The following is a 26,199-nucleotide window of genomic DNA, read 5'->3' as shown; positions in this document are numbered from 1 at the left end:
CGTACCGATCCAGTCTTCGCAACTGGCAGTATCGCGACAACGGTTCTGACGATGTGGCCCTGTTCCCCTTTGCGACTGTTAGCCGGTACGGGCGGCTGCGCCGCCCGCGCATCAGCGCATTGATTTTTTAACACACAGTATGCACGCCGTGCCGTCTGGCTGCGCAAGACGAAATACATCCATTAAACCAAATAGTTAGGAGCTGTGGACCATCTGGACCAAGGCGACAACGCCTTAAGGTCCGAATTGGACGCACTTCAAAATATACGCGAAATCAGAAGGTTAGCCACTGGCCATTGGCCTCAGCATAACTGGCCACTGGCCTTCCTCACCTGGCCACTGGCCTTTCCTCAAAACCTGCCCTCTTTCCTTGCAACGCGTGCTCGCAAATGGTGTAGTAATCAGGTCTCACTTCCTGGCGTCCTAATCTTCCGAGATTCAAGGACGTTCAAAATGGATAAGTTTCCAGAGTCAGGGCGCAGCCCTCAGCTTTGGCTTCGGCTCGAAACAGAGCTGCTCCAGCAAATCGATTATACCGTTCAGTCTGGCCAGGCCAGCAACCGAACAGAGCTGGTGCGTACGGCTATTCGCGAGCATCTCAAGGGCGCGTCCGAACGCCGGGAAATGCTCAAAACCTTGCGCTGGCTGAGCTTCGCGCTTATCGCCGCCCAGGTCGAAAACTGGCCCGATTCTCACAAGAAAGATGTGGTCCAGGCGGCCGTGAGAATGGGGGCCGATAACGTCCTCACGCCGCTCGAATTGTGTACCGCGATCAGCGCCCTCAATCCTGAAAAATGGATCGACGGGGAGGGCGCATAATGAGCCGTCACAACACCTCTCTTGGCAGCAATGCCGCTCATTCCTCGTTCCTGCGAGGCGGTCAGGTCTTTATCCACACAGCGCGCATGTCGCTCCAGATTCTGCGCCTCATGGCGGTGCTCTGCGTGATCACTACCATGGGCACCGCCTTCTACCTGATCACCCAGCGCGCAGATCCGGTCGACCAGCAAAACTGGATCACCGTCAACATGGCGCGCGTGAATACCGCCCTCGGCTCAACCCGCGAATATGCCGTCGCCCGTCATGACAGAACCCATGTGCGCATGCCCGCAGACCGCATCCTGGCCGACCCCTATACGCGCCAGTCCGCCGGCCGATTTGCCGCCTTCGCCAAGAGCTATATCTACAACGCCCTGGGCATAGGCGGTGCGCTCTTCCTCATAATGGCCGCCATCTTCATCGCGCACGGCCGGCGCCTCGGTTCCGATCGCACCATCCGCGGCGCGCTGCTCATTACCGCCAGGGAGCTCACCCGGCGCATCAAGGCCTTCAATCGCCAGCAAGCCAGGCTCTACAAGGTCCGCAAATACAAGCCCTACGAGATTGCCGGAGTGCCTTATCCCTTCCGGGCTGAGACCACCCATACGCTTCTGGCGGGCACTACCGGCTCGGGTAAAAGCCAGGTCATGCTTCGCCTGATGGAACAGATCCGCGAACGCGGAGACCGCGCCATCGTCTACGACAAAATGCGCACCTATGTGCCGCCATTCTACGATCCCGAACGCGGTGACCAGATCCTCAATCCACTCGATCAACGCTGCGCCAGCTGGTCGCCCTTCGCAGACGCCCGCTCACATGCCGACTTCCGCCAGATGGCCGCTGCCCTGATCCAGTCCAGAGGCAATGATTCCGATCCTGTCTGGGCTGAATGGGCGCGCCTCTTTTTCACCGAAACCGCCTACAAGCTCCATCGCATGAACAAGCGCTCAGTGAGCGATCTCATGTATCTCCTGCTGCGTGCGCCCTTACGCGACGTGGCTGATTTTCTAACCGATACCAATGCCGCCGCCACGATGGGGGCCGATACGCCCAAACAGTCTCAAGGCATCCGCGCAACGCTGCTCGCGAGCATGGCATCCATGCAGGCTCTGGCCGACAGCGAAGGCGATAAACCCGTCTTCTCCATCCGCAAATGGGTCGATGAAGACTCCCCCTCCTGCCTCTTCCTGACCTCGCGTTCTGACCAGCACGAAACGATCCGGCCGCTCATCACGACATGGATGGAAGTCGCCCTGTCCGCCATCATGGCGCAGACACGCGATCCCGACCGGACGATCTGGATCCTGCTTGATGAATTACCGAGCCTCAACCAGCTGCCCTCACTCCAGGGTGGCCTTGCCGAAGGCCGGCAGTTCGGAGCCGCTTTCGTGCTGGGCATTCAGCAGCTCTCGCAGCTGAAAAGCATCTACAAGGATGACATCGCCCATACGATCATGGGCCTTGCCCGCACCAAGATAATCCTGAACCTCCCGGATCCCGACACCGCCGAATACGCAGCCAGAACAATCGGCAAAACCGAAGTGCAACGCGCCCAACGCGGCGTTTCCTTTGGTGCTTCCAATGTGCGCGACGGGGCCTCCTATACCTTGCAGGACAAGCTCGACTTTCTGGTCCTGCCCGACCAGCTCATGCGCCTGCCCAACCTCTCTGGCTATATCGTCCCGGCCACAAACCTGCCCTCCGCTACGCTCTCGATCAAATACAAGGCGGCAAAGGAAAACCATCCCGGCTTCATCGAACGCCACGACGACACGAGCGAAATCGACTGGTCCACGGTGTTCATCAAGCGCCGCGCCAATACCACGCCCGGGGCAGGGGAGGATTCCACCAGTACGGACCCAAAATCTGCCGACCCATCCGCTTCAGGCTCAAGTTCGGCCGTCGCCCCGGCTCTGCTATCAGAAGACTCCCATCCGCCCGGTTCCACTGCTCAATCCAGCGACCCGCAGGCCGGTTCAGACGAATCCGAAGGCCGCGAAACACGTCAGGAAGCCGCGCCGGCCGCCCAACACGACGCGCAATACGCGAGCGCTTCAGCGGTACTCGGGCAGGACATGGAAGGAGCAGAACTCAACTCCCATTCTAAGTCCGATGCCCTGATCTATCAGCAGACGGCCGACCCGCTCGCCATGGTCATCCAGTCCGATGAGCCGGAGCGCTGATCCATGCTGTCCGGTTCCAAAGATGGAGGCGGCCTGTCTGCCGAATACTACAGCGCCGACAACTATTATGCGGCCGATGAGGGCACGGGTGAAAGCTCGCAGTGGTCCGGCAAAGGCGCCGATCGCCTCGGCCTGACCGGCAAGGTCGATAACGCCGCTTTCAATGGTCTGCGACAAGGCCAGCTTCCCGATGGAACACCCCTCGATCCGTCCAGCAAGCAGAACTCGGTCGAACACTCCCCGCAAACTGAAAAAGACGGCGCGGCCGGAAAGGAGCGCACGCCTGGCTGGGACATGACGTTCTCGGCGCCTAAGTCGGTCTCCCTCATGGCGCTCGTCGGTAAGGATGAGCGACTGATAAAAGCCGCTGAAAAGGCCGCCGCTACGGCCATGGCCTATATGGAGTCCAACGCCACAACCCGCGTGCGCGAGGGCAGGGTGGTCCGTGAAGTGAAGACCGCCAATCTGGTGACCTCACGCTTCACCCAGCACACATCGCGCAAAGGCGATCCCCAGCTCCATCTTCACAACTACATCCACAATCTCACCTGGAACCAGAACAAAGGCCAATGGCAGGCCGTTCATTCCCCGTCCCTGTTCGCAGCCAAGGAAGCAACCGACCGCATCTTCATGGCCAGTCTGCGCGAGGAAGCCCGTAAAGCCGGTTACGACGTCACACCCGTAGATCCACATGGAAACTGGGAAATCAAAGGCGTGCCCACGAAGGTCATGGAAGCCTTTTCCAAGAGGCGCGCCGATATCGAACAGGCTGCAAAAGCTACCAACGCACCCCTCAACCGCGCGACCATGGAACGCCTTGCTCTGATCACCCGCCCCACGAAGGATCAGAGCAAAATGCCCGGCAATAATACCGAGCGCTGGCGCGCCGAAGCCGGAGAGCGCAATACCCGCACCCTCGACGCGCTGGCCGGGCAGGCCCGGTTAAAAGCCACCACCATCAGCCCCCTGCTCAATTCCAGACCCCTGCAGGACGCCGGCAAGGCCGTCCACTCCATCATCAATCTGCTCGATCCGCGCCCGGCCTGGCAAAAACCCGCCCAGGGCATAGACGGGAAAACAGCCCTGCAGCGCGCCATATCCCACACGACCGAGAACTCGGCCGTCATGCACAATAGCGAGCTGATCACACGCGCCATCACCTTCTCCCATGGTGACACCCCACCCACCGAGATCCTGAAGGCCTTTAGCGACGCCCTGAAATCCGGCCAGCTGGTCGAAGCGGAGAAATACAAGCCCGGCCACGTCACCACGTCTGACATCCTGAAGGCCGAACGCGGCCTCATCAGCACCGTCAAGGACGCATCGCCCAGCTGGACAGCACTGGCGGGCCACGATGTGGCCGCACACGCTGAAGACCACGCACTGAGTAAAGACCAGAAGCAGGGCTTTCGCGCGATGCTGGACGGCACACAGCGCTACGCGCTCGTCCAGGGATTTGCCGGCACCGGCAAGAGCTACATGGTCCAGGCCGCCCACGCCACGCTCCAGAAGCTAAGCCCGGATACCAGGCTTCTCGTCCTGGCGCCCCTTCACCGCCAGGTGGAGGAGCTTCGCGACAAGGCCCATGCCACATTGTCACAGGATGGCAAACTACCCGCCAATTTCGAGGCGGCCACCATTGCCCGCTTCGTCACCGATATGCAGGCGCTGCAATCTGCCGGCAAAGAACTACCCGACATGTCCAACACCCATGTCGTCATCGATGAGGCCGGTCTCATGGGTAACAAAGACGCCCAGGCACTCGTCTCCATTCTCGAAAATGCCAATGCCGGCCGCGTCGTCATGATGGGCGACCCCAAGCAGAAATCCGCGCCCTCTGCAGGCGCGCCCTTTATTGCGATGCTCAAATCGGGCCTGAAATCAGCCCGGCTGGATTTTATCCAGCGCCAGAAAAGCGCCAATTACCTTCAGGCCGCACGCCTCGCCGCGACGGGAAAACCCGGACAGGCCCTCAAAGCTATCGGCTCGGCTCTGCTGGAAACCGGCAAGGACAGCATGGAGGCGCGCGCCGTGGCCGAGTGGAAATCCTTACCCGGCGCGCTGCGCTCCAACGCTCTCATAGTCACCACGACACGCGCCCGCCGTGACGAGATCAACAGTCTCATCCATGAAGCCCGCCTGAAAGACCTCTCCCTGACACCAGAAGAGCGCCTGAAAGGGGAGGGGGCCACCCACACCACACTCGTCTCGCTCAATCTCTCAGAAACCCAGCGCCGCCACGCTCTGGGGGTCCGCAAAAACCACGTCCTCGTCTTCAATCGCAATCTGCGCGCCATTGGCGTCACCAAAGGCGACCAGCTCAAAGTGCTCAAGGCAGATCCGCGGACTGGCCGGATGATCCTGCTCAAGGCCGATGGCACCAGGGTCCAGTATCAGGCGCCAGGCGATAAACACGCCCGTCCGCACTACGACGCCTTTCAGGAAAAATCCCTGTCCCTGCACGAAGGTGAAAAGCTCGTCTGGACGAAATCCTTTCCCAAGCACGGCGACATCAAAGCCAATACCGACACCACCATCGTGCGCATCGACCGCAGCCACATCACGCTTCGCGACGATAAGGGCATCGAGCAGACCTTCGAGCGTACCGATCCGCGCCTGGCCCATCTTAATTACGGCTATGCGCACACCTCAGTCGCCGCGCAGGGAACGACCGCCAATCCCGTCATCGCCGTCACCGGCGCAGCCGATCGATATGCCGGCGACCAGGCCCACAACTATGTCGCCTTAACCCGCGTTGGCGGCCCGGACGCCAAAAACGAACACCTCGTCTATGTCACCGACGACAAGGCAAAGCTAACCCAACGCCTCAATATGAACCGGCCAATCCCGGATTCCGCGCTCGCGCACCTCAAAGCCGAGCCTGCCAAAGAGACGCCCGCTGACGCGAAACAGCCGGAACCGGTCCTGCAATCCTCTCGCGACATGAACACGCCTTCGCGAGAACTCGATATGGGACGGGAGAAATAGCCATGACCGGTTTTCCAGAACCCATCACCATCATCGCGCTTGCCGCGCTGTTTCTGCTGACACTGGCCGGTGTCTGGCTCGTACTTCCAACAGCATGGCGCTTCCCACGGCCAGCCAGACCCGCTCCTGACCTGCAAAAGCCCTCACCTCTGCCCGACAGGGAAATTGAACCGGCTCACATATGGACACAGAACGCCGCGCCGCTCGTCGCACAGCTCATGGAATTACGCCCCGACCTCGCCTATCTCTGGGGGCCTCGCCTGGCCGATTTCCTTGGCGTCGAACCGCGCTATCGCGGCACCGGCAAAGCCATTGCGACAGATCTGCGCCTGCGTCAGACGCGTGTAGGCCTCGTGCTTATGGAGATCTCCACCATATCGCCCCTCGGAGTGCTCCTGATCGCCGGGCAGAATAACGAGCTTGCCATCTCACTTTTCAAGCATCTGAAGCTGCCCTATGCCGAGGTTCACCCGCGCGACCCGAATGCCGTTGCCAAGACTTTATCACTCTTCGGTCTTGAAGCGCCCATTACGCCTGCCACCCCACGACCTGCCCAGCCCTCCAAACCGCTATCTACACAGGCTATGCCCGCAAGTGCCGGCAGCCATGTTCCCGAGCCCAGAAAACCCGCACGGTCGAAATCGACACCAAAGAGCAATCAAGGGAGATCTTCCCAGACCGAGGCGGCTTCTCAAAAGCCAGCTTCAAAACCGATAGCAGAAAAGTCTGATCGTCCTGCTCCCGAAACCATTCCCTTGCCACTGCACACGCGAGGGGAGGAACCTGAAGACATGTTCGCTGCGCGGTCCGACGAGCCGGTGCCGCCAGATCCAACGTCCAGGCGCCCCTCATTACCAGCAGCCGCCAATCGGCCCGACATCGTTTAATCTTGCCATTTGGCGGGCATTGAGCTAGTTTGCGCCAAAGGGAGGTTTCGATGCTTGAAGAACTACGGCGCACCCGGGCGGCACCAGATCACCCGCGCATCACGGAAGACGAAGCTGGCGCACTCGCACGTGCGGCCGTCAAGCTGTTCCGCAAATGGGAGCTGAACGACGCTGAGGCCCGCGAAATTCTCGGCGGCATGTCACCACGTACCTATTCCCGCTGGAAGCAGGGCGAAACTGGCCGTATCGACCGCGATCTGGCTACGCGGCTCTCATTGCTCATGGGTATCCACAAGGGCTTGCGATACCTCTTTACTGATCCCGCACGAGGCTATGCCTGGGTGAAAAAACCCAATCAGGTCTTCGGGGAGCGCGCACCTGTCGAAATCATGGCGCAAGGCGACATCTTCTCACTCGCGCGCGTACGCGAGTATCTGGATGCCGAGCGCAGCGGCTGGTGATGGTGACGCTCGCCGAAGTGCCGGTGCATTGGCAGCACACATACCGCATCATTCGCTCGATCTACCCTCCGATTGACCTCTTCGAAGATATTGCCGACCCGGCCGACTGGGAGGCGCTAGCTTCAGCAGAATCCAAGACCAATCCCCGCATTTGGGAGCATATCGGCCGGTTGCAGCTGGTTCCGGCCAACCGAAGGGTAGGGGGGAACGGAGCCAGCTACCTCATGGCACCCTTCGTCCATGTCAGCACGGACCGGCCGGGACGCTTTACGGACGGCACCTATGGTGTCTACAGCGCGGCCAGCAGCGAGGAAGCGGCTATCCGGGAAGTCGCTCACTATCACGCTTTGACAATGGCCAGCAGCGCGGAAGAGCCCGGCTGGACATCACAGTTTCGCGCCCTGACAACCCCCCTGAATCTCGAATTGCATGACGCCCGCGCGCATCCGCAATTCCATGATCCAGAGGATTACCTGCCGTCGCAGGCACTCGCGCAGACTCTTCGCGCCAACGGCTCCAACGGAATCGTCTACAACAGCGCAAGGTGCCCTGGAGCTGAGTGTGCTGCCATCTTCTGGCCTGATCTGATGACCGTTCCCGTACAAGCCGATCATTACGATTATCACTGGGACGGCACGCGCGTCGACAAGGTGCGCAATTGCAGAACCAAACAGATTTTCGCCCTATGAGCAGATTCACGCCGGGATGATTGCTCGAAGTCCCTTACGGCCACTAAGATGGCCTGATTGGTTAACTCATGTAGGCGGTTTCTGACGATGAATTATTGGGGCGAGGGCAATCACCAGCAGCCGCCACCTACCGGCAAGGAAATGCGCCCATGGCTGCCAGGCGCGTTGTTTTATGGCGCGGCCGCTATCGCGATCATAGTAGCGCTTGCTTTAAGGTGGTTCTGGTAGGCCGCTGATCGTGGGCTAAAGGTGTACTTATCTTCGGTTTTCACTCAGCGCAAGTACATCGACTCCCATTTTTTGACCGTTAGTCATCCGCTAGACTAACGGTCGATCCCCCGCAGCAGTTGCATCACGAGGTGGCTAGCGTCGCGCTGGCGCAATGTGCGTTCTTCCCTTGTCTCGGCATCACCTCCCAGCTCGAATTTTGCGGCCGCAACCGGCCCGTCTTTCAGATAGCCCTCGGACCTTTCGTCATCAGCGAAACGTTTGCCTAGGATGTGCAGGGCAGTCCCGACGGCTTCCCTGTGCTTGCCTCCCAGCGCAGCTGCAAATGCCTTCGCGGCGGCCTCTGGCCCGCCCTCATAATGTTTGAGGCAGTAAACAAGATCATGCGCGTCCTTGCGCTCGTGCCGCTGGTCGAGCGCGAAGGCCTTTAGACAAACGAAGCTGACGATGTCCGCGTGCCGTATGGTTTCTGTCGCGTTGCCGTCATCTCCAAGCAATTCCGCGCTGATCTCCTTGGTTTCGTGATGGTCGAAGACCATGGAGGAATGAGGAATGTTGAGCGCGGAAATGTTTCCTTCGGTCGGCAGCGGCTGAACCTTGCCGCCAACCAGCTTCGGGTCATCGGCCAGCAGTTCCAAAATAGTTGTCGCCCCGCTCTCTGTGTTGGCCTGCCAACGCCAGGAGACCTTCTCACCTTTCAGATTCTCGCCACGCTCGAAACCGAGCTTTTTGAAGTTCTCCTCAAGCGAGTGATAGGCCTCGGTGTCGGCCAGCATTTGCAGCTCAACGACGATGTCGACATCGCCCGTTCCCGCGTGGGCAGGAACCTCCGGCGGCCTTGCCTTGATGAGATAGCGCGGTGTGAGACCGCCCACGAGGTAAACCGAATTTTTCCACGGGCCGAGGCCGCGCAGCAGCGTCACGAGAACCCGTTCGCAGTTCTCCGTGACCTCTTGTTTATAGCCGCTGGCCTGAGCGGGTTTGTTCATCAGAAGCCAATCCTTTCCTGCCGCAGGTGTTCGGCCATTTCCTTTCCGCGCCCGCCGCTGCGCAGCAGGTCGAGATAGACCTGCACGGGGCTTGCGAGCCAAAGATTTCCGACCCGTTCCCGGAACAGAAACTCTCCGCGCGAACGGGTCTCTATGACATCGAGATTCGCGCCTTCATTCACCGGCCTTGCTTCCAGGTCCGCATAGAGGTCGTTGGCCCGGCGGCCGGAGAGCAAACGGCAGGTCACGCGCGATACAGAGGTAAGGTACGGTGCATAGGCCTGTGCCGCGCTTTGCTCGGTCAGGACGTACTCAAGATCGAGGTGTTCGCAGGCATCGGCAAGCCGGCGGGCTATCGCCTCCGGATCGTGCGAGGGCAGGTAGAACCTACGGTAGCTTTGGCGCCGCGCCGCGAGCGTCTGTTTCTGCCACTCGTCCAGCAGTACGCCGGGATCGGTGAGCCTGCGTTCCTTGGAAGGGCCTTGCCCTTTCACGGTCAGCCACTCAAAGCGCTCAAGCGCCGTGAGCGTCTCGGAAACCGTCGCGGGCGACACTTCGGCCAGCTCCGATAGCTCCTTCACGCCGAACCAGTCGTTGTGTCGCATCAGCAGCGCGTGAAGAACCTGCGAGCGCTTCCCCCTGAACAGGCCGCGTACCGTTTTCTGAAGGGTCTTCGGAGGCGGCTTTTCGATATAGACATAAGCGCCGCGCGCAGGGATGAAGAGGCTTCCGCCCGTGTCAAAGAATCCGCAATTCTCGCTCTTGAGGAGGTCTTTGGCGCCGGGCGAGATCGATTCAGCAGCGAGCAGCGGAACCAGTTGTTTCTTGCGCTCGGTGTTACCCGCCGCCATATAGCGATCAAGCTGCCAAAGCACCTGCTGGGCATCCCGTGGATATACCGACCTTTTGATTTCGATGAGCAGGACGTATGTCTTGCCCCCTGTGCTGACTTCGATTTCGGCGTCTATCTGCCGGTCGCCCAAGGGCGCCGGCTGCATAACAGGAACGCTTACCTGCGCGTCCGGCAGCTTCCGAAGAGCCTCCAAAAGCCGTTCGGTCGTTTCCCTTTCAAATCTGTAGCCCTCAAAACCTGCCATTTCTGCCGTTTTCGCTGCTCAGTGAATATGCTAAAAATAGCGAATATTCGCCGAAGTGTCAATATTTGCTGTTCTGCGAAGATGGCGAATTGGCCGATCGACGCGCCTTGGGAGACCGCCCCTTGGTTTGTCGAACACAGCCTGCAATCGGAACAAAAAGAGTAAAGTGTAGCGTGTTGCGCAACACATGCTCCTGCGCTATGATGTCAGCAACATGGAGATGACGTTATGGCCAACTCACCCAAATATGCCGGACTCCACCCTGGCGAATTTGTTCGGCGAAGAGCCCTTGAGCCAAAAGGTCTCTCGGTCACTGAGGCGGCCAAACTCGTCGGCGTTGGCCGACCCGCGCTCTCAAATTTCTTAAATGGCAACGCCGACGTCACTCCAGAGATGGCGTCGCGGATTGAACGCGCATTTGGGGTCCCCACGCGGGAGCTTCTCGAACAACAAGCCGCATTTGATGCGTATGAGGCCGAGCAGAAAGGCGCGCCTACGACGGCGCGCCGCTACGTCCCTCCGTTTTTGGCGATCAAGGCTACTGAGATCGAAGACTGGGCGACCAATAATCACTCCGCGCGTACTAGATTGGCGGTCTTCATTCGGACGCTCGTTAACTCGACAGGCATTGACCTCACAGAGAGCGACTTTCCGGGGAACGAAGACGGCGAAAGACCTGGATGGGACGGGTGGACGCAAGCTTCACAAGGGACGCCTTGGGTTCCGGCGGGCAAGACCGGCTGGGAGTTTGGCGTAGATATGGAAGTTAAGGGTAAGGCGGACCGTGACTTTTCAAAGAGCTTGACCGCCTCCACGACTGCTGAGCGCGCCGAGACTACCTTTATTTTTGTCACCCCACGCAAATGGGCTGGCAAAGACAAGTGGGCAGAAGATCAGAGATTGAAGAAACTTTGGAAGGAGGTTCGCGCTTATGACCGAAGCGACCTCGAACAATGGTTGGAGCAATCAATACCTGGTCAAGCTTGGTTCGCGAACGAGACAGATCGCGCGAAGTCAGATGTTCGGTCACTGGATAAAGTCTGGGCAGATTGGGCTGAGGTATCAGATCCGCCGTTAACGCCGAGACTATTCGATACAGCGATCGACGCGGGCGAAAGGGCGATCTTAAAGTACCTCAAAGAGCCGCCGAAGCGCCCATTTGTTTTGGTAGCCGACTCCGTCGATGAAGCATTTGCGTTCTTGTCGGCACTTATCTCTCCTCACCATGAGACTCTTGGTCGCTACAGAGACCAGATCATCATTTTCGACAAGCCGGGCGCCTTCAAGAAGGTGGCTTCGTCCATAGCTGAGATAATAGCCGTCGCGAGTGATCACGACGTTCAACTCGAACTCGCACCTCATGTCACATCGATCCATACGATCATGGTCTACTCGCGTAATGCGGCGTCAAAGGATCCGGACGTCGTACTGGAGCCTCTCGGGAGCATCGCGTTCGAGCGAGCGCTATCAGAAATGGGAAAGGCACGCGACGAGATTCAAATGTTAGAGACTGAAAGCGGCCGGTCGCTTACTGTCCTCAGACGGCGGCTTTCTATGGTAGAGGCTGTACGAAAGCCCCGCTGGTCTGAAGATGCGGCGTTGGCAAAGGCGCTTGTCCCTTTGGCGCTCGTCGGCGCATGGGACTCCAAGACCTCATGGGATTGTGAGGCGATGTGCTTCATCGCGGGTGAGGGTTCATATGAGCGCCTGGAGCGCGATTGTCATGCTCTAAGCGCTCAGGACGACGCACCCATTTGGATGGTCGGGAGCTACCGCGGGCTGGTCTCTAAGATTGACGCCCTCTTTGCAGTAAGAAATTGGATCACGGCAAAGGACCTCGAGCGGTTCTTCGACATGGCGCGGTTGATCCTGGGTGAAGATGACCCGGCGCTCGACCTTCCCGAGGAAGACCGCTGGCTGGCATCAATGCGCGGAAAATCTAGAGATTTTTCGGGGGCCCTTAGGAGCGGTGTAGCAGAAAGTCTCGTGCTGCTCTCAGTACATGGTGAGAAGCTCTTCGGGGGGCGGCTGGGTATCGATTGTGGGCTGCAGGCCGTGCTCGTCGTGCGGGAACTGCTCACGAGCGACGGCAAGACCCTAGACCCAAGAAAACTTGAAGCGAACGAGCGTGACCTGCCCATCTATGCAGAAGCAGCGCCGGACGAATTTCTTGACATCTTGGAAAGAGATCTGCGGTCCCAGGCTTCAGCCACCCTCGGATTGATGCGGCCTGCAGTTGCCGGAATTTTCGGAGGCGGCTGTGCACGGACAGGGTTGCTTTGGGCGCTTGAAGGACTTGCTTGGAACGTGGAGACGTTCCCTAGAGCCGTATTCATTCTCGCTCGCTTGGCTGAAGTCGAGATCAACGACAACTGGGCGAACAAGCCCATAAATTCACTTCAATCAATATTCCGGTCGTGGATGCCGCAGACATCTGCGACGGTGGGGCAGCGAATAGAGATGGTCAAAGCCTTGGCCACTAGGCATCCGACGATCGCTTGGCAAATTGGCGTCGCCCAGTTCGAGAACTATTCACAGACAGGTAGCTATTCGCATAAGCCCACTTGGCGCCCGGATGGATTTGGACACGGTGAGCCGGAAAAGTCGTGGGAGCCAGTTCAGAAGTTTGTTCGGGCGATGGTCGATTTGGCACTGTCCTGGCCCTCGCATGACGGCGATACGCTTTCTGACCTCGTTGAGCGTATTGATGGTTTGACGAGCAAAGACCAAGAGCGTGTATGGGAGAGCATCCACGCTTGGGCTGAAGCGGGTGCCGGGGAAGAGGACAAGGCATGGTTGCGGGAACGCATACGTGTGACCGTGATGTCATGGAGGGCGGCGCGGAAGAACAAGCGGACTGATCACGAAAAAATACGGAGGGCGGCGCAGAAAGCGTACGAGGCTTTGGAACCAGAAGATCTGTTCGCGAAACATGGGTGGTTGTTCCGGACATCTTGGGTCGATGAGTCCGCGGAGGAAATTTACGATGAGAAACTGGACATTCGCGAGCGCGATGAGCGCATCTCAAGACTGCGCACAAATGCTTTGAACGAAATCCTGCAGGAACGCGGGACCGAGGGCATCATAGAATTCGCCTGCATGGGTGACGCAGCATGGGAAATCGGCTGGCTGATCTCAAAACGGATCCTCCAAGGAGACGAACTGGCTGACTTTCTCATAAAGCTGATCTCTGATGAGCACGGTGAGCTGCCGACGGCCAAACGAAACTTGGTTAGTGCAGTGCTACATTCGATGGAAGATGTAACAAAGCGTACATCGCTGATCAAAAGAGTCTTGAAGAAGGCGGGAGAGCGGCATCGAGTTGCGCTGCTGAAGCTGGCCCCATTTGATCGGGCAAATTGGCAATTCTTGGATGAATGCCCCTCTGCCGAACGCGACAAGTACTGGTTAAGTGTCATACCGAGCGGGCGCGCAAACGGCGCTGAATTGCAAGAAGGCGTTAAGCATTTAATGGATGCGGGCCGCCCCCGCGCTGCTTTCGCTTACTCAAGATTTCAACGCGATGAGCTGAACGTTAAGGTCTTGTTTGAGCTTCTTTCGGCTATGGCGCGCGAAGGGGGTAATGATCGCCCTGGCGAGTACCAGCTCTCACACTACGACATCGCGAGCGCGTTCGAGATAATTCAGGAGTCGCGTGATTACACGGTAGATCAGAAGGCGGAGCTCGAATTTGCTTACCTAGAGATACTCTCTGACAGGGGCGGATCACGAGGTCGCGGAATTCCGAATCTGGAAAAATATATTGAGGCCCATCCGGAATTCTTCGTCCAGGCGGTAGCTTGGGCTTTTCGCCGCGATGACGGGGGAGAAGACGAAGAGCCTTGGCGCATTGAGCCTGGCCGGGAACAATTCTTCGCTGAGCGAGGCTATCAGCTGATCGATAGGCTCAAGCGACTCCCTTGCCATGATGACGAAGGTAATCTTAGCTCCCAGAAGCTCATCAAGTGGGTCGAAACGGCGAGAAAGATCGGCGAAGAGATCAGTCGTTTGGAAATGACCGACCATTCCATTGGGCAGCTGCTATCTGCGTCACCGGACGGCGAGGACGGTGTATGGCCATGCGAAGCGGTAAGAGACGTTATGGAGCTCGTACAGTCCGAGGCCATGTGTAGTGGCTTCACAACCGGCAAATATAATCGCCGGGGTGTGACCTGGCGTGGGGAGGGTGGCCAACAAGAGCGGGAGTTGGCGACACGATATAAGGGCTGGGCCAATGCCATCCGTTACACTCATCCCTTTACCGCTACCCATGTCCTGGACCAAATGTCTGAGTCGTATACCCGTGACGCGAACTGGCATGATTCTGAGGCGGATATCCGCAAGCGTCTTCGATAGGCGCGCACCTGAGGACTGGGTCACGAGCGGAAGACGCCAGTCTCAGACGATCGAGTTTTTCGGGAGCAGAGCAGATCAACCGGGGACCTGCGCAACGGCCGGGTGAAAGCTGGGACCGTGTGGGGCAGTTTGCCTTGCCAACCGCAGTATCGGTGTGTTCCCTAGAAACCCTAAGTTTCAAGGGGGAAGGCGGTGACACATGTTCGAGACAGAGAGTGAAGCAGGCAATTTCGCAAAAGCATTTGTTGAGCAGTATATCGCGGTTGGTTTTGGCGCGCTAACAAAGCGCGAAATTGATCTCCTCGTGCTGAAACTACTTCACAAACACGCGAAAGATTTCAGCCATCTCACCGATTTCGATGTCGCTCGAAAATTGCGGACGACCAAAAGAAAAATCCGCAGCCTGCGGGATGAGCTATCGTTTCGCGAAGCCGGTGAGGACGTCGAACTTAGCAAACAGCTGCGTGAAGTGTTGAAGCATGCGGAAGTTCTTAAATCGGATAACAGCATGGTGATGGTCCAGGTCGATGATGCCGTTCTTAGAGGATATGCTGAGAGGATACTAAGATCGCAGTTTGCCATTGTGGACACGTCTTTCAATAGTGCGATATTGAGACTTTCAGGCGAAAAGTTCCTGAGATTGGCATTTGAAGTACTGGATGAGAATGAGCGCGAAGAAGCTAAGAAGACAATTGGGGGTTTGCAGTCCTATCCATCTGATAAAACACACAATAGCGAATTTAAAATATTTATAGACGCTTTTATTAAGGGAGCTGGCGATAAGGCGGGCAAGCTCTGCGTTTCTGGGGCGTTTGCGCTTTTAACCGGTGGTGCAACCCTCGTCGTGGAGGGGGCGGAGTATGCAAAAGGTACAGTCAAAGGTCTTGGTGAAGCATTGGGTTTTCTTCGCAAAAAACACTCGGGTTGAACTTAACACCGTAACGGCAATTCACAGGCTTCGTTAATCTAGCACCTAGGACAATCGACTGCCTCGCTGATGTGTTCAGTGTCTTAGCTGGGTCGCGACAGCTCACACTTTCTAGCCTTTACCGCGGATGCGGGGTCACTCCCGGAAACCGCTCACCCAGCTCAGCCAAGTATCATATGTACATGTCGCTCGCAGGCGCTGGCTCTCGTCCCTAGAGAGTTCGGTGAAGAAGGTTAGGCCGGTGACGGCTTTGATGTCCTCAACTGCCACAATGCATTCTGTTGGAAATCGTGATTGTTCAAGACTGCAGCCCCCCGGCACGTCGTTTTCGTGATCGAACAGGAAGCCGACCTGACCTGAGACCCTCGGGTCCCTCACCTATTTTGAGAGTCTGATCCTTTGATAGTGCATGGTTTGAGGGCTGGCGAGCGCGCCGGGAGCGCGGCCCCCAGCGAGCTTGAGGTCAATCGTATACGATTGACGGCGCGCTGCGGACGTGAGCCCGCCCCAGCGATGAGTGAGGCCGGCGTTATTGTAGTCGTGGCGCCAGCGTGCCAGCACCCGGCGGGCATAGGCGAGACTGTCGAAAGCCTCCTCAATGAGGCATTCGTCGCGGAGCCTGCCATTGAAGCTCTCGACGAAGCCGTTTTGCTGGGGTTTTCCCGGGGCGATGTAGTGCCAGGCGATCCCGGTCTGGTTCTGCCATTCCAGGATGGCCCGGCTGGTCAGTTCGGTCCCGTTGTCCAACACGATGGTGTCAGGCCTGCCGTATAGCCGGATGCAACGCTCCAGCTCGCGCACGACACGCGCGTCAGACAGCGACGTGTCGGCCACCAGGGCGAGACACTCGCGCGTGTAGTCATCGATCACGCACAGCATGCGGAACCGGCGGCGCTTCACCGACAGACCCTCGTCCCTGTACAGCCGTCTGAGCTTCTTGTGGTTCATCACGATCCCCTCGCGCTCAAGCAGCATGGAATACCCCTTGTGACCTTCACCGGGGTTTTTGATGTCAGAGCCTTTTCCAAACTTTCTTGGTACACGCATGTTGGGCGGCAGCGTGATCTGCTCATCATCCACGTCGACGCTGCCGCGAAGGTCGCGGCTGCGACACATGCGCCTTCGGCACTGAAAGAGAAAGGCGAGGGTGGATAGAGTAAGCCCTATCGGGTAGAGTCAAATCTAACCAAGGAGGTCATCATGTCTAGGCGCAACTCGGATGCCCCAATCAGCTCTGCAACCAATATGTATCCGCATGAGCAAGACCAATTTTTCGGCAAGCCAGATCCTAATGATCAACGCGCATTGCCGTTTATCCTTGCAGGCTTTGGCTTCATCGCACTTCTGTGGATAGTTGCTTTTGTCTTCCTATGATCGGCGGTAATTTCAGGCCGAAAAAGCCCCGGTGCTTACACCGGGGCTCTTTTTGCAGCACCTTCTATGTTCGAGGCACACGCATGGTGGGCGGTAGCGTGAACCGCTCATCATCCACATCAACGCTTCCAGGCGGCGCGCGGTTATCTGCAGGAGCCGCTAATCTCGGGCCTCCACCAGAACCTCCCCAGTTCACGCCTGGCCGAAAGCCAGCCTGCGCATCAATCAAATCACCCGGGCTGTTCCCGCCGCCACCTCCGGAATCACCGGACATGCCAGAGCTATTCAACTCCGCTCTGCGCTGCTGTTCGGCATAGAGCTCCTGAAGATTCGCATCACCATATCGGTTCTGGGGATCCCAACTGTCACTACCCGCATGACCAAGCTCATGGATACGGATCCCATAATTCACCTCCTGGTCACTCCAACCGCCATAAGGCGATCCTGAGTCCGTTCTCTGATCGCCATTATCCCAACCACCCATATCTCGCGAACCTTCACGGCTCGACTGGATCGGCTCCGGCATTTCCGGCGCTTCCCTTCTCGCCGTTAGTCCGGTTTCGTGAGCGGACGAAACACTCTCACCTGGATTTGGACCACTCCATCCAACGCCCCCGTCAGGCGCCAATGGAAGGTTCTCATAGCCGGCAGTCTCCCAGTGCGGATCGATCCGTTCCGGATTAATCCCCTCATTGATAGCGCTTTCAATCCGATCCCTGCCGCCCTGGATCGCTCCCATATCCCAAAACCCGGAATCCATCATGTCGCCCGCCCGGGCCATATCGCCGCCTATACCCGACTCTTGCGGCGCTAATCCGGCCTCCTGGGCCACCTGCTCGCGCATGAAGCCATCAGCGTAGTTCCCAAAAGCCGCCCGGTCCTGATGGAACAGCGCCATGACATCGTCATGCGATCCTATCGCTTGGCCGTTCACGCCTTCGCGTCCATTCATCCAGTTGAGGAACACATCATCAGAGGGCATGGAGTAGCTATGCTCGTTGCTCTCCATCTGTTCGGCCATACGCTCAAAACGCTGGCTGACTTCGCTCATACGGGCGGCCTGCTCGTTCTGGGAACGTGCCATGCGGAAGGCTTCGTTGATCGAATGGCCTTCGCTCGTCTGATCGGCTTGTGAGAAGCTGATATCGCCTCGCCGATGCGCTTCACTGACCCGGCTATAGATTTGAGATAGCTCTTCGCGCTGGCTTTCAGACAATGCATTGTAGACATCCCTCGCTTGCGAGTCCGACGCGCTCCATTGATGCTCTCCCGAGGCCCTCATCACCGCCTGGAAGAACGCCCCACCACCATTGCCTAAAAACTCCATTCCAGCGCTTCCGCGAACACCCGCTTCCGCGTTTGCTCCTAAAGTCACAGAGGCCCCACTACCGGACGATGATGTCTGTCCAGCTCTCTGCGCGGCATCCCTTATTATGCTATTTGCCCGCGACAGATCCTCTACTGACCGTTCGCCTTGCGCGCGGTTCACATTAATCGCACCGGACAGATCGTTCGAGCTGTTGGCCGCGCGCGTGTAAATCGCATCGAGTGCCTGGGCGGTATTGACCGCCGCCGATTGTGAGTAGCTCTCGCTCTGACTTTGTGCATCAGAGGCCATCGTCCTCGCGGTCTGGCCCCAGGCCTGCCGGTTCTGGAAGCCGAATGGCGTGCGCGATACACCGCCGCTCATATCGCTATAAACACCGCCATCCTCGTGGTGAGCCGTGCGCACACCGCCCCGGCCGACCACATTCCAGTGGCCCATATTCACATCGCCGCTGGTGCCGTGCTGATTGCCGAAGGTCTGGTTGAAGCGGTGCGTATCGAACGCCGTCGTCCCCAGATTCATATTGCCGACCGTCTGGTCGGCCGCCGCCTGCTGAGCGGCGCCGGATACCGAGTTCAGGAGCGAATTGCTCTGCATCGCCAGCCGATCGACACCGAAGGCCAGCATGGTGGCCATCACCGGGATCATCATGGTCATCCAGCCTGCGATCGAGGCCAGATCTCCGTTGATCCCCGCAACTCCGTCCATTGAAGCGAGGGTCACGCCGGCATAGCCCTCATTCGCGTCATAACCGGCCGCACGGCTCGCTTCGGCGATATGGTGCATCATAATCCCGTTCAGGATCACGAAGAGCGGCCCCCAGGCCTGCAAGATCAGGAAGCCGGAGAAATACTTCTTGAGCAGCTGTGGCCCGAATTTCGGCAACAGGAAGAAAGGCGCCATCAAGGGGAACATCGAGTAGAAGATGATCTCCAGCACCACCCGCAATAGCGGAATCCATTTATGGGCCATCTCGGCCGACATGAAGTTCTGCGTCCGGGACTGCTGCTCCGCTCGCGTCATCGAGTACGCTGAAATATCCACGCCAGACTCCGCCGCCGCCGATAGCTGCGCATCGCGCACCGAGTTGATCGTCATGGCCTGAATGAACACATCAGCGGCCGTGCGCGACTGGTCCATGATGAAGGCGTGAGCACCCTCGACATTTACCCGGATCGTCGTTTCCGCCAGCGGACCGGCAAGTTCAGGATGGACTACCCGGCCGAAACGGTTCGCAGCCCTGTCAGCCATGGCCTCGCGGCCTGCTCTCAGCTGATTGGCGGCTTGCACACATCCGATCGTCTCGCGCGTCCCGTCAGGACTGATCCATTGGGTCGCCAGTCCGCCGTGCGGCGACACCGTGATGAAATCAAACAGATCCGGAGCCGTTCCCAGATCGTGCATCGAATAGTGGTGTGTGTGCAGGTCGTGCATCACGCAGCGCACGACATAGGAATCCATGTTCGCGGCGAAATACTGGTCCGGCCATCGCAGCATCGTCGTTTCGCGAAGCACCCGGCTGCCATAGATCAGGCCTGTTTGCGAATACTGCGCCGCTTCCGGGTGAGGGAACACCGTCTCGGTGAGCTGGGTGGCCGCATCCCCGATCGTACTCGATAGCGAGAATACGAGGCCGACAGCCATGGGCACGTTGTCGACAGCAACAGGCGCGCCCACGCTCAGCCTGTCATGGATGACGACCGTAGTCCGCGGGACCAAGATCACCGCCATGATCAACAAGGCGCCGGCGAACCACATGACCGTTTCCTTGAGATTCAACGAAAAGGCCGCCGACACGATCACCATCACCAGGCCGATCAGCATGACCAGCCGGATCAGGCTATCGATCACCGAATTGCCCATCATCATGGCAATCGCGTTGAACGCGTTCACATAATGATCAAGCCCACCATAAACGAAGCCCTCCATCGCCCTTACCAGCCTCCCCGCGTCGCCATGGCCTGGCGCATGAACCGCGTCTGCAGCCGGTTCGAGAGGATCTGGTCCATCCGGACATAGTGATCGATGAAGGCTTCATCGCGCGCCGTTTCGCCAGCAAGTTCGATCCGCTTCTGATGGATGAACTGGCGGACCTGGCGCACCTGATCACGCCACTCGCGATATTCGTTCTCGCCTGACGCCAGCTCCATGCGTGATCGCGACCGCTGCGTTTCTGCGAGTGCTGCGTCGATGAACATGTGCACCATGTCCACAGCGATCAGATCGATCAGCCGTTCATCGACCTCCACGATGCCGAAATTACCGGCCTGTACCTCGTGGGCGTGCTGTACCGACAGCATGCGGTAAATCGGAATGCTTGTGGTGTTCAGGAAGGCCAGCTCCTGCGTTGTGAGCGGCGCGCGCGTCACCAGTTTCTCAGCCATGGAATCGACCACGTTGCGCACGCGCGCCCGCAAGCTCTGACTCTCAGGGATCGTCACCTGCTGGGTCTGGACCACCAGGCAACTCTCATGGCCGTCCGCGCAGCGATAGTAATCAAACTCCCCGCCCTGCATGAGCGCGCTCAGCGCCCTGTCGGTATCACCGGCCGGAGGAAACCAGTGGTATTCAGGCTGCGCATTTGACCCCGTTCCCATCGTGATGACGGCCGTGCCGGTCATGGACATCAGGAACTCCGCCGTCGAAATGTCCTGCGACGTGCCTTGCATCCATGGCAATTCTGTCAGGGCCGCCCAGGCCAGGTTCACATTCGTGAACGTGCGGCCCTCTGCCTCGGGATGATTGAGAACATTACCCGTCTGACCGCCAAGGCCGCACCCATGACGCGCCGAAACAAAGTCGGAGAAAATGCCTGAACTGGAACCTGCCATCTGGCACACCGCACGCGATCCGCTTTCATGGCGCGGCCAGACCGACCCCATGAGCTGCTGCGCCGCCTGACAGGAGTTGAAATTCTGCGAATTGATCTCCTGGGCGAGATTATTCATCTCGCTGATCACGTCAGAACACATCGGGCAGACCGTGCTCAAGGCCAGCTGGAACGCTACCCCGGTGGCATTCGCGCCAAGCGCTTGCATCATCGCCACCAGCTGATCGGAATCAATGAAGCTGAAACCGCCCGTGTAGATATCGATCCCGCCGCACCCAGCCCTGATCGACGGACCCGTCATACTCAAGGGCTGAATGTTGCGTTGAGGCGCACGCATCACCAGCGATCCGCCTGTAAAATACCCGCCAGCCTGACCCATGCCAGCGCGTGGGCTGGTCACATTGACGTTCACTCCGTCCCAGAACTCATCCAGCTCGCGCCCGACATTCTGGCCACTGGCGGCCGATACGCTCATCATGGCCACACACGCGGCCGCGCCGGCCATGCCAGCGATATTTCTGATCAGTTTCAGCATTAGTAATCCTCTCCGGGCTCGCGTGACATCGTGACAAAGATCCGTTGCGCCAGCTCCTGACCGGAGATCGCGCCGAAACTCACCCAATGCGTGGTGTTGGTCTCAGTGTTGAGCAGCATGACGGCCGGAACGACCGCTTCGCGACCGCCAAGCAAAAGCTCGAACTGGCCGGTATCCAGCCGCGCGTCTGGAAACTCAGGGGAGGGGCCTCCATCGACTGAGACCGCCCTGACCTCTACGCCATGGCTATCGGCGAAATAGCGCAAGACGGGGGAGAACCGCGCGCAATAGGGGCAATCGCTCCGGTAGAAGTAAAAGAGACCATAGCGTTCACTCAAACCCGCCAGATCAGCCGTCATTTCCATCGACCGCTGATCGATCCACTCGCTGCGCGCATACTGAGCGACCGGCCTGCGAACCGAATAATCCAGCGCGGGATCTGACCAGACATTGCGGCGCCAAAAGTCCGAAAATAGTGCCGCGCCTTCCATGGCCCGCCATTGCATGGCCTGGTACTCGCGCACACGCTCCTCTGTGGGCGCATACGCTGCCATCAACCGCAATTCATCCAGCCTGCGCTGGAAGGCTTCTGCCTCTGCCAGAAGCGCGGCTTCCGCGCTCATTGGCGGGGCAGGGGGCACCGCCTCATCTTGCTCCTGGTCCTCAGGCTTTGGCTCCGGCCGTGAGCAGTAAAACCAGTGTCCGAGACCGCGCTCTGCGCAGTAGAGATCATCCCTATCAACCGTTCTGGCCGACACAGGGGCCAGGCCAGAGAACGCCAAGACGCACGCGCAGAGCGCGCGTGTCGCAAACTCAATCATCACCGTCTCCTGGAGGAATGTCGGTATTGACGCCCGACGAGTAGAAATCGCTCACGCGCTGCTGGATGCGCGCGCTGACAGAGCCTTCGCCTTCAGGCGCAAAGCCCTGCATCATTTCCGCCATCATCGGCGTGAAATCCATCAAAGAGAGATCAAGCTGCGCGAACTGCTCCGGCGTCAGCCCGTCACAATCAGCGTCTGCCGGTTCTCCAAAATCTAGCCCCAGCTGGGCGCGGCCCTCTTCATTGATGACCCGGGCCAGCACCGATCCAAAGCAGCACGATGTGCGGCGTTGCTGCCGGCATCCAAACCAGCCTCGCCTATGGCAGTACCAGCCAACATCGACACACAGATCGGCCTCGCGCGCCTGTGCCAGGCGTTGCTCTTGCTCGTTACAGGATCCGTTGAGCCAGTTGATGGCGATCCCGCCGCCGCTGCAACAATTCTTCCAGATCCCGGTCTTGTGACATTGCAGCGCTTCGCCCGCCATCAATGTCATTTCATCGAAATTGTGCGCTTCAAAGAGCGCGGCCAGCTGCGCCAGGGCCCACGGAGCCTGCGCTGCCGCGTTATCGCGTTCAACTTCAATGCATACACCGTTCGTGCAGCTTACCGTGCGGCACTGATCCACCTCCTGGACATATTCGCCCGGCTCCACGCACTCATAGACCATGGTGCGCGACCGACAATCGTCGTCCATGCACTCTTCAGACTGAAGCACACAGCTCGGATCAGGGTTACAATCGGTGACCGTTTCTCCCACGCCAGGGCAGATGTAATCGGTGCGCTCATGCCAGCACTCCGAATAGACCTCGACATCATCGATAAGCTTCGTGCCAGGCCCATCCAGACAGACGGTATCCTGTTCTTCGCACTCCCACTCCGGATCTAGCTGAGGGCAGCCAATCTCACGCCATTCCGGCTCGCCAATATGGTCGATATAGCCGTCGGGCGGAGGACCGGCCGGATTGTCGCAAACATAAGTCCGCTCCCGGCCGACACACCCGGCCGGATCACCCCAGCAATCATAGACGTGCTCAACCCTGTCACACTGGCCATTCGCATTAAACGCAATGCACCGCTGCGTCGGACTTGAGCAGTACGGGGGCGGGTCACAATCAGAATCGGGCACCCGAGTGACGCATTCATACCGCCGCTCCCGGCGAACACACCCGTACGGAGTGTTCTGCACGCAGGTCGTTTGAACAATCCCGCAATCTGGGTTGCCGCGTGAGGAACACCCTGCTTCCCACTGCCAGGGCCCAAGATTTACGTGCTCAATCACGTCAATAGGCGTGGCGCCTGAAACTGGAGCATCACACCGGTAATCCTGACGCTCCTGGCTGCAATAGCTGCCTATTTCGCACCGATACTCACGCCGCCATGTCGAGCACTGCTCGAAAGGGGCTCCCGAATTCACATTGCCGTTCAGGTCCGTCCCGCAATATTCGACAATCTCACAGTGGGAGACGTCCTCTGTAGGGAATGAGCCCGGCAAGCACCCAGCACCGATGCAAGTCATCCCGCCGTTGCAAAGATTGCCGTGCGGTCCATACCCGAAATGCCCGGTCTCAGGGTAACCGACGATAAAATGGCAATTTGTGTCTTCGTAGATCCGCGTTGTCGCTGTACAAACCGACCCGCCTTGCGGAACACATCCCCCCGTGTTTTCTGCCCCGCACGAGTTATTCTGGCTTACGACATTGCCATTTTCGTCGAGCGTGCGCACGCAGCGATAGACATATTCCTCCTCCACTTCGAGATCGCGCGACTGGTAGCAAAGCTCCTGGCTGACTTCCTCATCGTGCCAGTCATAGCAGGTGTAGCTATCAGGAAGCGCGTCGGCTTCTTGAGTGCATTCCTCCCCTTCGAGCCTGCAGTCTTCGTTGCTATCGAAGCCAGAGCACTGCGTTGACCAGCTCGACACCGTGCGCGGCCGGTTTTCCTCGCAGCGATACACATAGTCGCGATCAACCGGATAATGGACAACACGCTCGCAGGCCGGTTGATCGATACCTTCGCCATTATCGATCGAGCAGTGATAGGTGGTCGGGGTCTCGTAATCGCGTACCACTGTCTCGGTGGTGCATTCCTCGAAACTGCCGCCAGGATCGGTAATCCATTCGTCAAAATTTTCGACCTGGTCCAGCATGCCGGCAACCATGTCGTCAAACTGGCTGCCGCCTTCGTACCGGTTCCCCAGAATGGCTTCGTACTCAGGCTTCGTGATCGGCTCCAGATACCGGCCCATCACGTCATTACCCATCTGGGCAGGATTGTTCCCGTAATCCAGAAGATGCGCGGGCGGCTCAGCTGCCCCGCCAAGGTCAGACGGTCTGAACGCACCGAAATCGACATCCGGTGGCTGAACGGACCGCGCAGCCTGCGCCGCGTCCTGATTTCTCTGAGAAGGGAAATTGAACTGCGGGCCATCGGCCATGGCCGCGCCGTGAGAAAGCGCCATAACACAAGCGCTTACGCCAATTACAAAACGTATGAATAACGGGCTCACGGGCTCTTTTCCGCCTGTCATAGCGCAGCACAGCCCCTATGGGGCTGCGCATACAAGAAACTGGCGGCCGAGATATTGCCCATACGGCCAAGAGCGAGAATGTAGGAAATGTAAGGTTTAGTCAACAGGTTAGCGGGAAAAAAGGGTCTCTGACCCGTTAACCTGGTGGCTTCCTTGCGGCAAACGTCCTGAGGCCGCTCCGCTTGCGCTTGAGAGTAACAGATACAAAACGTATATAGCTTTCGATTTGCCGGGAGCACATCACAGAAGGGCTCACCCGTTGAAGTCCATGGCGATCACGGTTCGACCAGGAGCTATCCGAATGAAGCCCAGCTTTGCGAGGCCGAGATCGGGCTGACGGACTGGCGTGAACTCGCGCGCGCGTATCTAGCGGGCAGAAAACGTCCGCGCACAGATCGCGGCCGGGTGTCTAGGCGATTTCGGGATCGGCAATGCCAAGGCCCGCAACCACGCCGAACTGGCCCTGGATGCCCGCTTCGCTACCATCCGGCGTGCCCAGGTCGCCAAAGGCTGCCCCACATCGTAGATTGCCACTACCGGCAATGCCTCAGCGCCGCCCGGAAGGGCGGCGCATTCATTTCCTCCACCCCTATACCGGAGTCCTGTCCATGGCGATCATAGACCGTTTGCCTATCTACGATCTGCGCACAGACCTCGTGACGGATCTGTAACGCTCCGACTGTGAGCCCTCTATGATCGAGCTTTGCTCCAGCATTGATCGCTACCAGGGCGCCGATCTGTCCGACCTTGGTGTGCGTATCGCCATGCAGTCAATTCCGGCACAGCCAGCTCACTCCCGCGCCTTTCCGAGCATTGGCGCCACACTTCCGCTTCGTGCCTTCGCCATCACGCGAAACGAAAAAACAATCGCCCTCGGTATAGTCTGCTGGGACGACCAGTTTCTGGATGACGCCTGGACGCTCATCTGTCAGCAGGGCCTTCATCACGCAGTTAGAGCTCACACCAGCGATAATCCGTTCGCCCACCATTATGGCCCTGCCGGCTTCATCTTCCGGACGGCCGGATGGGACGAACTACAAGCGCCTCTGGGCGGCGAGCTGAATTACTATCTCAACCACCTCGTCTTCGCGCTTGCTGAGAGGCCCCGCCTCTTGGCCGAAGGTAGGGTCTGATCATGAATTCTGGTCGTTGGG

General features: G+C 58.5%; 16 protein-coding genes and 1 pseudogene. 10 read left to right on the top strand and 7 right to left on the bottom strand.

What is annotated here, in order from left to right; translation table 11 throughout:
* Nucleotides 1-453 precede the first annotated feature (453 nt).
* The 6 genes from IEV75_RS10890 to IEV75_RS10865 are packed head-to-tail and all read left to right on the top strand — an operon-like array spanning nucleotide 454 to nucleotide 8,027.
* Nucleotides 454-819, top strand: a complete 366-nt coding sequence (locus IEV75_RS10890; RefSeq protein WP_188452602.1) for a ribbon-helix-helix domain-containing protein — start codon at nucleotides 454-456, stop codon at nucleotides 817-819.
* Complete coding sequence (locus IEV75_RS10885) at nucleotides 819-3,002, top strand: type IV secretion system DNA-binding domain-containing protein (protein WP_188452601.1); 2,184 nt, start codon at nucleotides 819-821, stop codon at nucleotides 3,000-3,002. The genes IEV75_RS10890 and IEV75_RS10885 overlap by 1 nt, the downstream gene beginning before the upstream one ends.
* Nucleotides 3,003-3,005: 3 nt before the next feature.
* Nucleotides 3,006-5,990 carry a MobF family relaxase gene (gene mobF / locus IEV75_RS10880; RefSeq protein WP_188452600.1) on the top strand — a complete coding sequence of 995 codons (2,985 nt, stop codon included), beginning with the start codon at nucleotides 3,006-3,008 and terminating at the stop codon, nucleotides 5,988-5,990.
* A 2-nt stretch (nucleotides 5,991-5,992) separates the two neighbouring features.
* The gene (locus IEV75_RS10875; protein WP_188452599.1) at nucleotides 5,993-6,877 is read left to right on the top strand and encodes a hypothetical protein; all 885 of its coding nucleotides are present in this window, start codon (nucleotides 5,993-5,995) and stop codon (nucleotides 6,875-6,877) included.
* Between the two features lie 50 nt (nucleotides 6,878-6,927).
* On the top strand, nucleotides 6,928-7,338 hold the full coding sequence (locus tag IEV75_RS10870) for an MbcA/ParS/Xre antitoxin family protein (RefSeq protein ID WP_188452598.1): 411 nt from the start codon (nucleotides 6,928-6,930) through the stop codon (nucleotides 7,336-7,338).
* Nucleotides 7,338-8,027: an RES family NAD+ phosphorylase gene (locus IEV75_RS10865; RefSeq protein ID WP_188452597.1), complete on the top strand. Its 690-nt coding sequence runs from the start codon at nucleotides 7,338-7,340 to the stop codon at nucleotides 8,025-8,027. Before IEV75_RS10870 ends, IEV75_RS10865 begins: the two co-directional genes overlap by 1 nt.
* A 323-nt stretch (nucleotides 8,028-8,350) precedes the next feature.
* Here IEV75_RS10865 and IEV75_RS10860 read toward each other — a convergent pair whose 3' ends face one another.
* Nucleotides 8,351-9,244: an antitoxin gene (locus IEV75_RS10860; RefSeq protein WP_188452596.1), complete on the bottom strand. Its 894-nt coding sequence runs from the start codon at nucleotides 9,242-9,244 to the stop codon at nucleotides 8,351-8,353.
* Nucleotides 9,244-10,341, bottom strand: a complete 1,098-nt coding sequence (locus IEV75_RS10855; RefSeq protein ID WP_188452595.1) for a type IV toxin-antitoxin system AbiEi family antitoxin — start codon at nucleotides 10,339-10,341, stop codon at nucleotides 9,244-9,246. Before IEV75_RS10855 ends, IEV75_RS10860 begins: the two co-directional genes overlap by 1 nt.
* A 228-nt stretch (nucleotides 10,342-10,569) precedes the next feature.
* Here IEV75_RS10855 and IEV75_RS10850 point away from each other — a divergent pair, with 228 nt between their 5' ends.
* The gene (locus IEV75_RS10850; protein ID WP_188452594.1) at nucleotides 10,570-14,697 is read left to right on the top strand and encodes a HigA family addiction module antitoxin; all 4,128 of its coding nucleotides are present in this window, start codon (nucleotides 10,570-10,572) and stop codon (nucleotides 14,695-14,697) included.
* A gap of 199 nt (nucleotides 14,698-14,896) precedes the next feature.
* Entirely contained in the window at nucleotides 14,897-15,625 is a 729-nt protein-coding gene (locus IEV75_RS10845) for a hypothetical protein (RefSeq protein WP_188452593.1), read from the top strand.
* 378 nt (nucleotides 15,626-16,003) lie between these two features.
* Here the strand turns inward: IEV75_RS10845 and IEV75_RS10840 are convergent.
* Nucleotides 16,004-16,618, bottom strand: a pseudogene (locus tag IEV75_RS10840) (integrase core domain-containing protein); the annotation flags it as partial.
* Nucleotides 16,619-16,825: 207 nt separating this feature from the next.
* On the opposite strand from IEV75_RS10840, the gene IEV75_RS10835 reads away from it, so the two are divergent.
* Complete coding sequence (locus IEV75_RS10835; protein WP_188452591.1) at nucleotides 16,826-16,999, top strand: hypothetical protein; 174 nt, start codon at nucleotides 16,826-16,828, stop codon at nucleotides 16,997-16,999.
* Nucleotides 17,000-17,063: 64 nt separating this feature from the next.
* Here IEV75_RS10835 and IEV75_RS10830 read toward each other — a convergent pair whose 3' ends face one another.
* From IEV75_RS10830 to traN, 4 genes are read right to left on the bottom strand one after another with little or no spacing between them, the layout of a single operon-like run.
* Nucleotides 17,064-20,255, bottom strand: a complete 3,192-nt coding sequence (locus IEV75_RS10830) for a conjugal transfer protein TraG N-terminal domain-containing protein (RefSeq protein ID WP_188452590.1) — start codon at nucleotides 20,253-20,255, stop codon at nucleotides 17,064-17,066.
* Nucleotides 20,256-20,260: 5 nt separating this feature from the next.
* Complete coding sequence (locus tag IEV75_RS10825) at nucleotides 20,261-21,691, bottom strand: conjugal transfer protein TraH (protein WP_188452589.1); 1,431 nt, start codon at nucleotides 21,689-21,691, stop codon at nucleotides 20,261-20,263.
* Nucleotides 21,691-22,512, bottom strand: coding sequence for a conjugal transfer protein TraF (locus tag IEV75_RS10820; RefSeq protein WP_188452588.1), 822 nt, complete (start codon nucleotides 22,510-22,512; stop codon nucleotides 21,691-21,693). The genes IEV75_RS10825 and IEV75_RS10820 overlap by 1 nt, the downstream gene beginning before the upstream one ends.
* Nucleotides 22,505-24,976, bottom strand: a complete 2,472-nt coding sequence (gene traN / locus IEV75_RS10815; protein WP_188452587.1) for a conjugal transfer protein TraN — start codon at nucleotides 24,974-24,976, stop codon at nucleotides 22,505-22,507. The genes IEV75_RS10820 and traN overlap by 8 nt, the downstream gene beginning before the upstream one ends.
* Before the next feature lie 761 nt (nucleotides 24,977-25,737).
* Here traN and IEV75_RS10810 point away from each other — a divergent pair.
* Nucleotides 25,738-26,178 (top strand): hypothetical protein, encoded by a 441-nt coding sequence (locus IEV75_RS10810; RefSeq protein ID WP_188452586.1) that lies wholly within the window; start codon nucleotides 25,738-25,740, stop codon nucleotides 26,176-26,178.
* Nucleotides 26,179-26,199: the final 21 nt, after the last annotated feature.

Origin of the sequence: Glycocaulis albus (assembly GCF_014639075.1) — a bacterium.
Taxonomy (GTDB): Bacteria; Pseudomonadota; Alphaproteobacteria; order Caulobacterales; family Maricaulaceae; genus Glycocaulis; species Glycocaulis albus.
The sequence above is the reverse complement of the archived record's forward strand: the minus strand, read 5'-3'. Positions and strand labels throughout refer to the sequence as shown.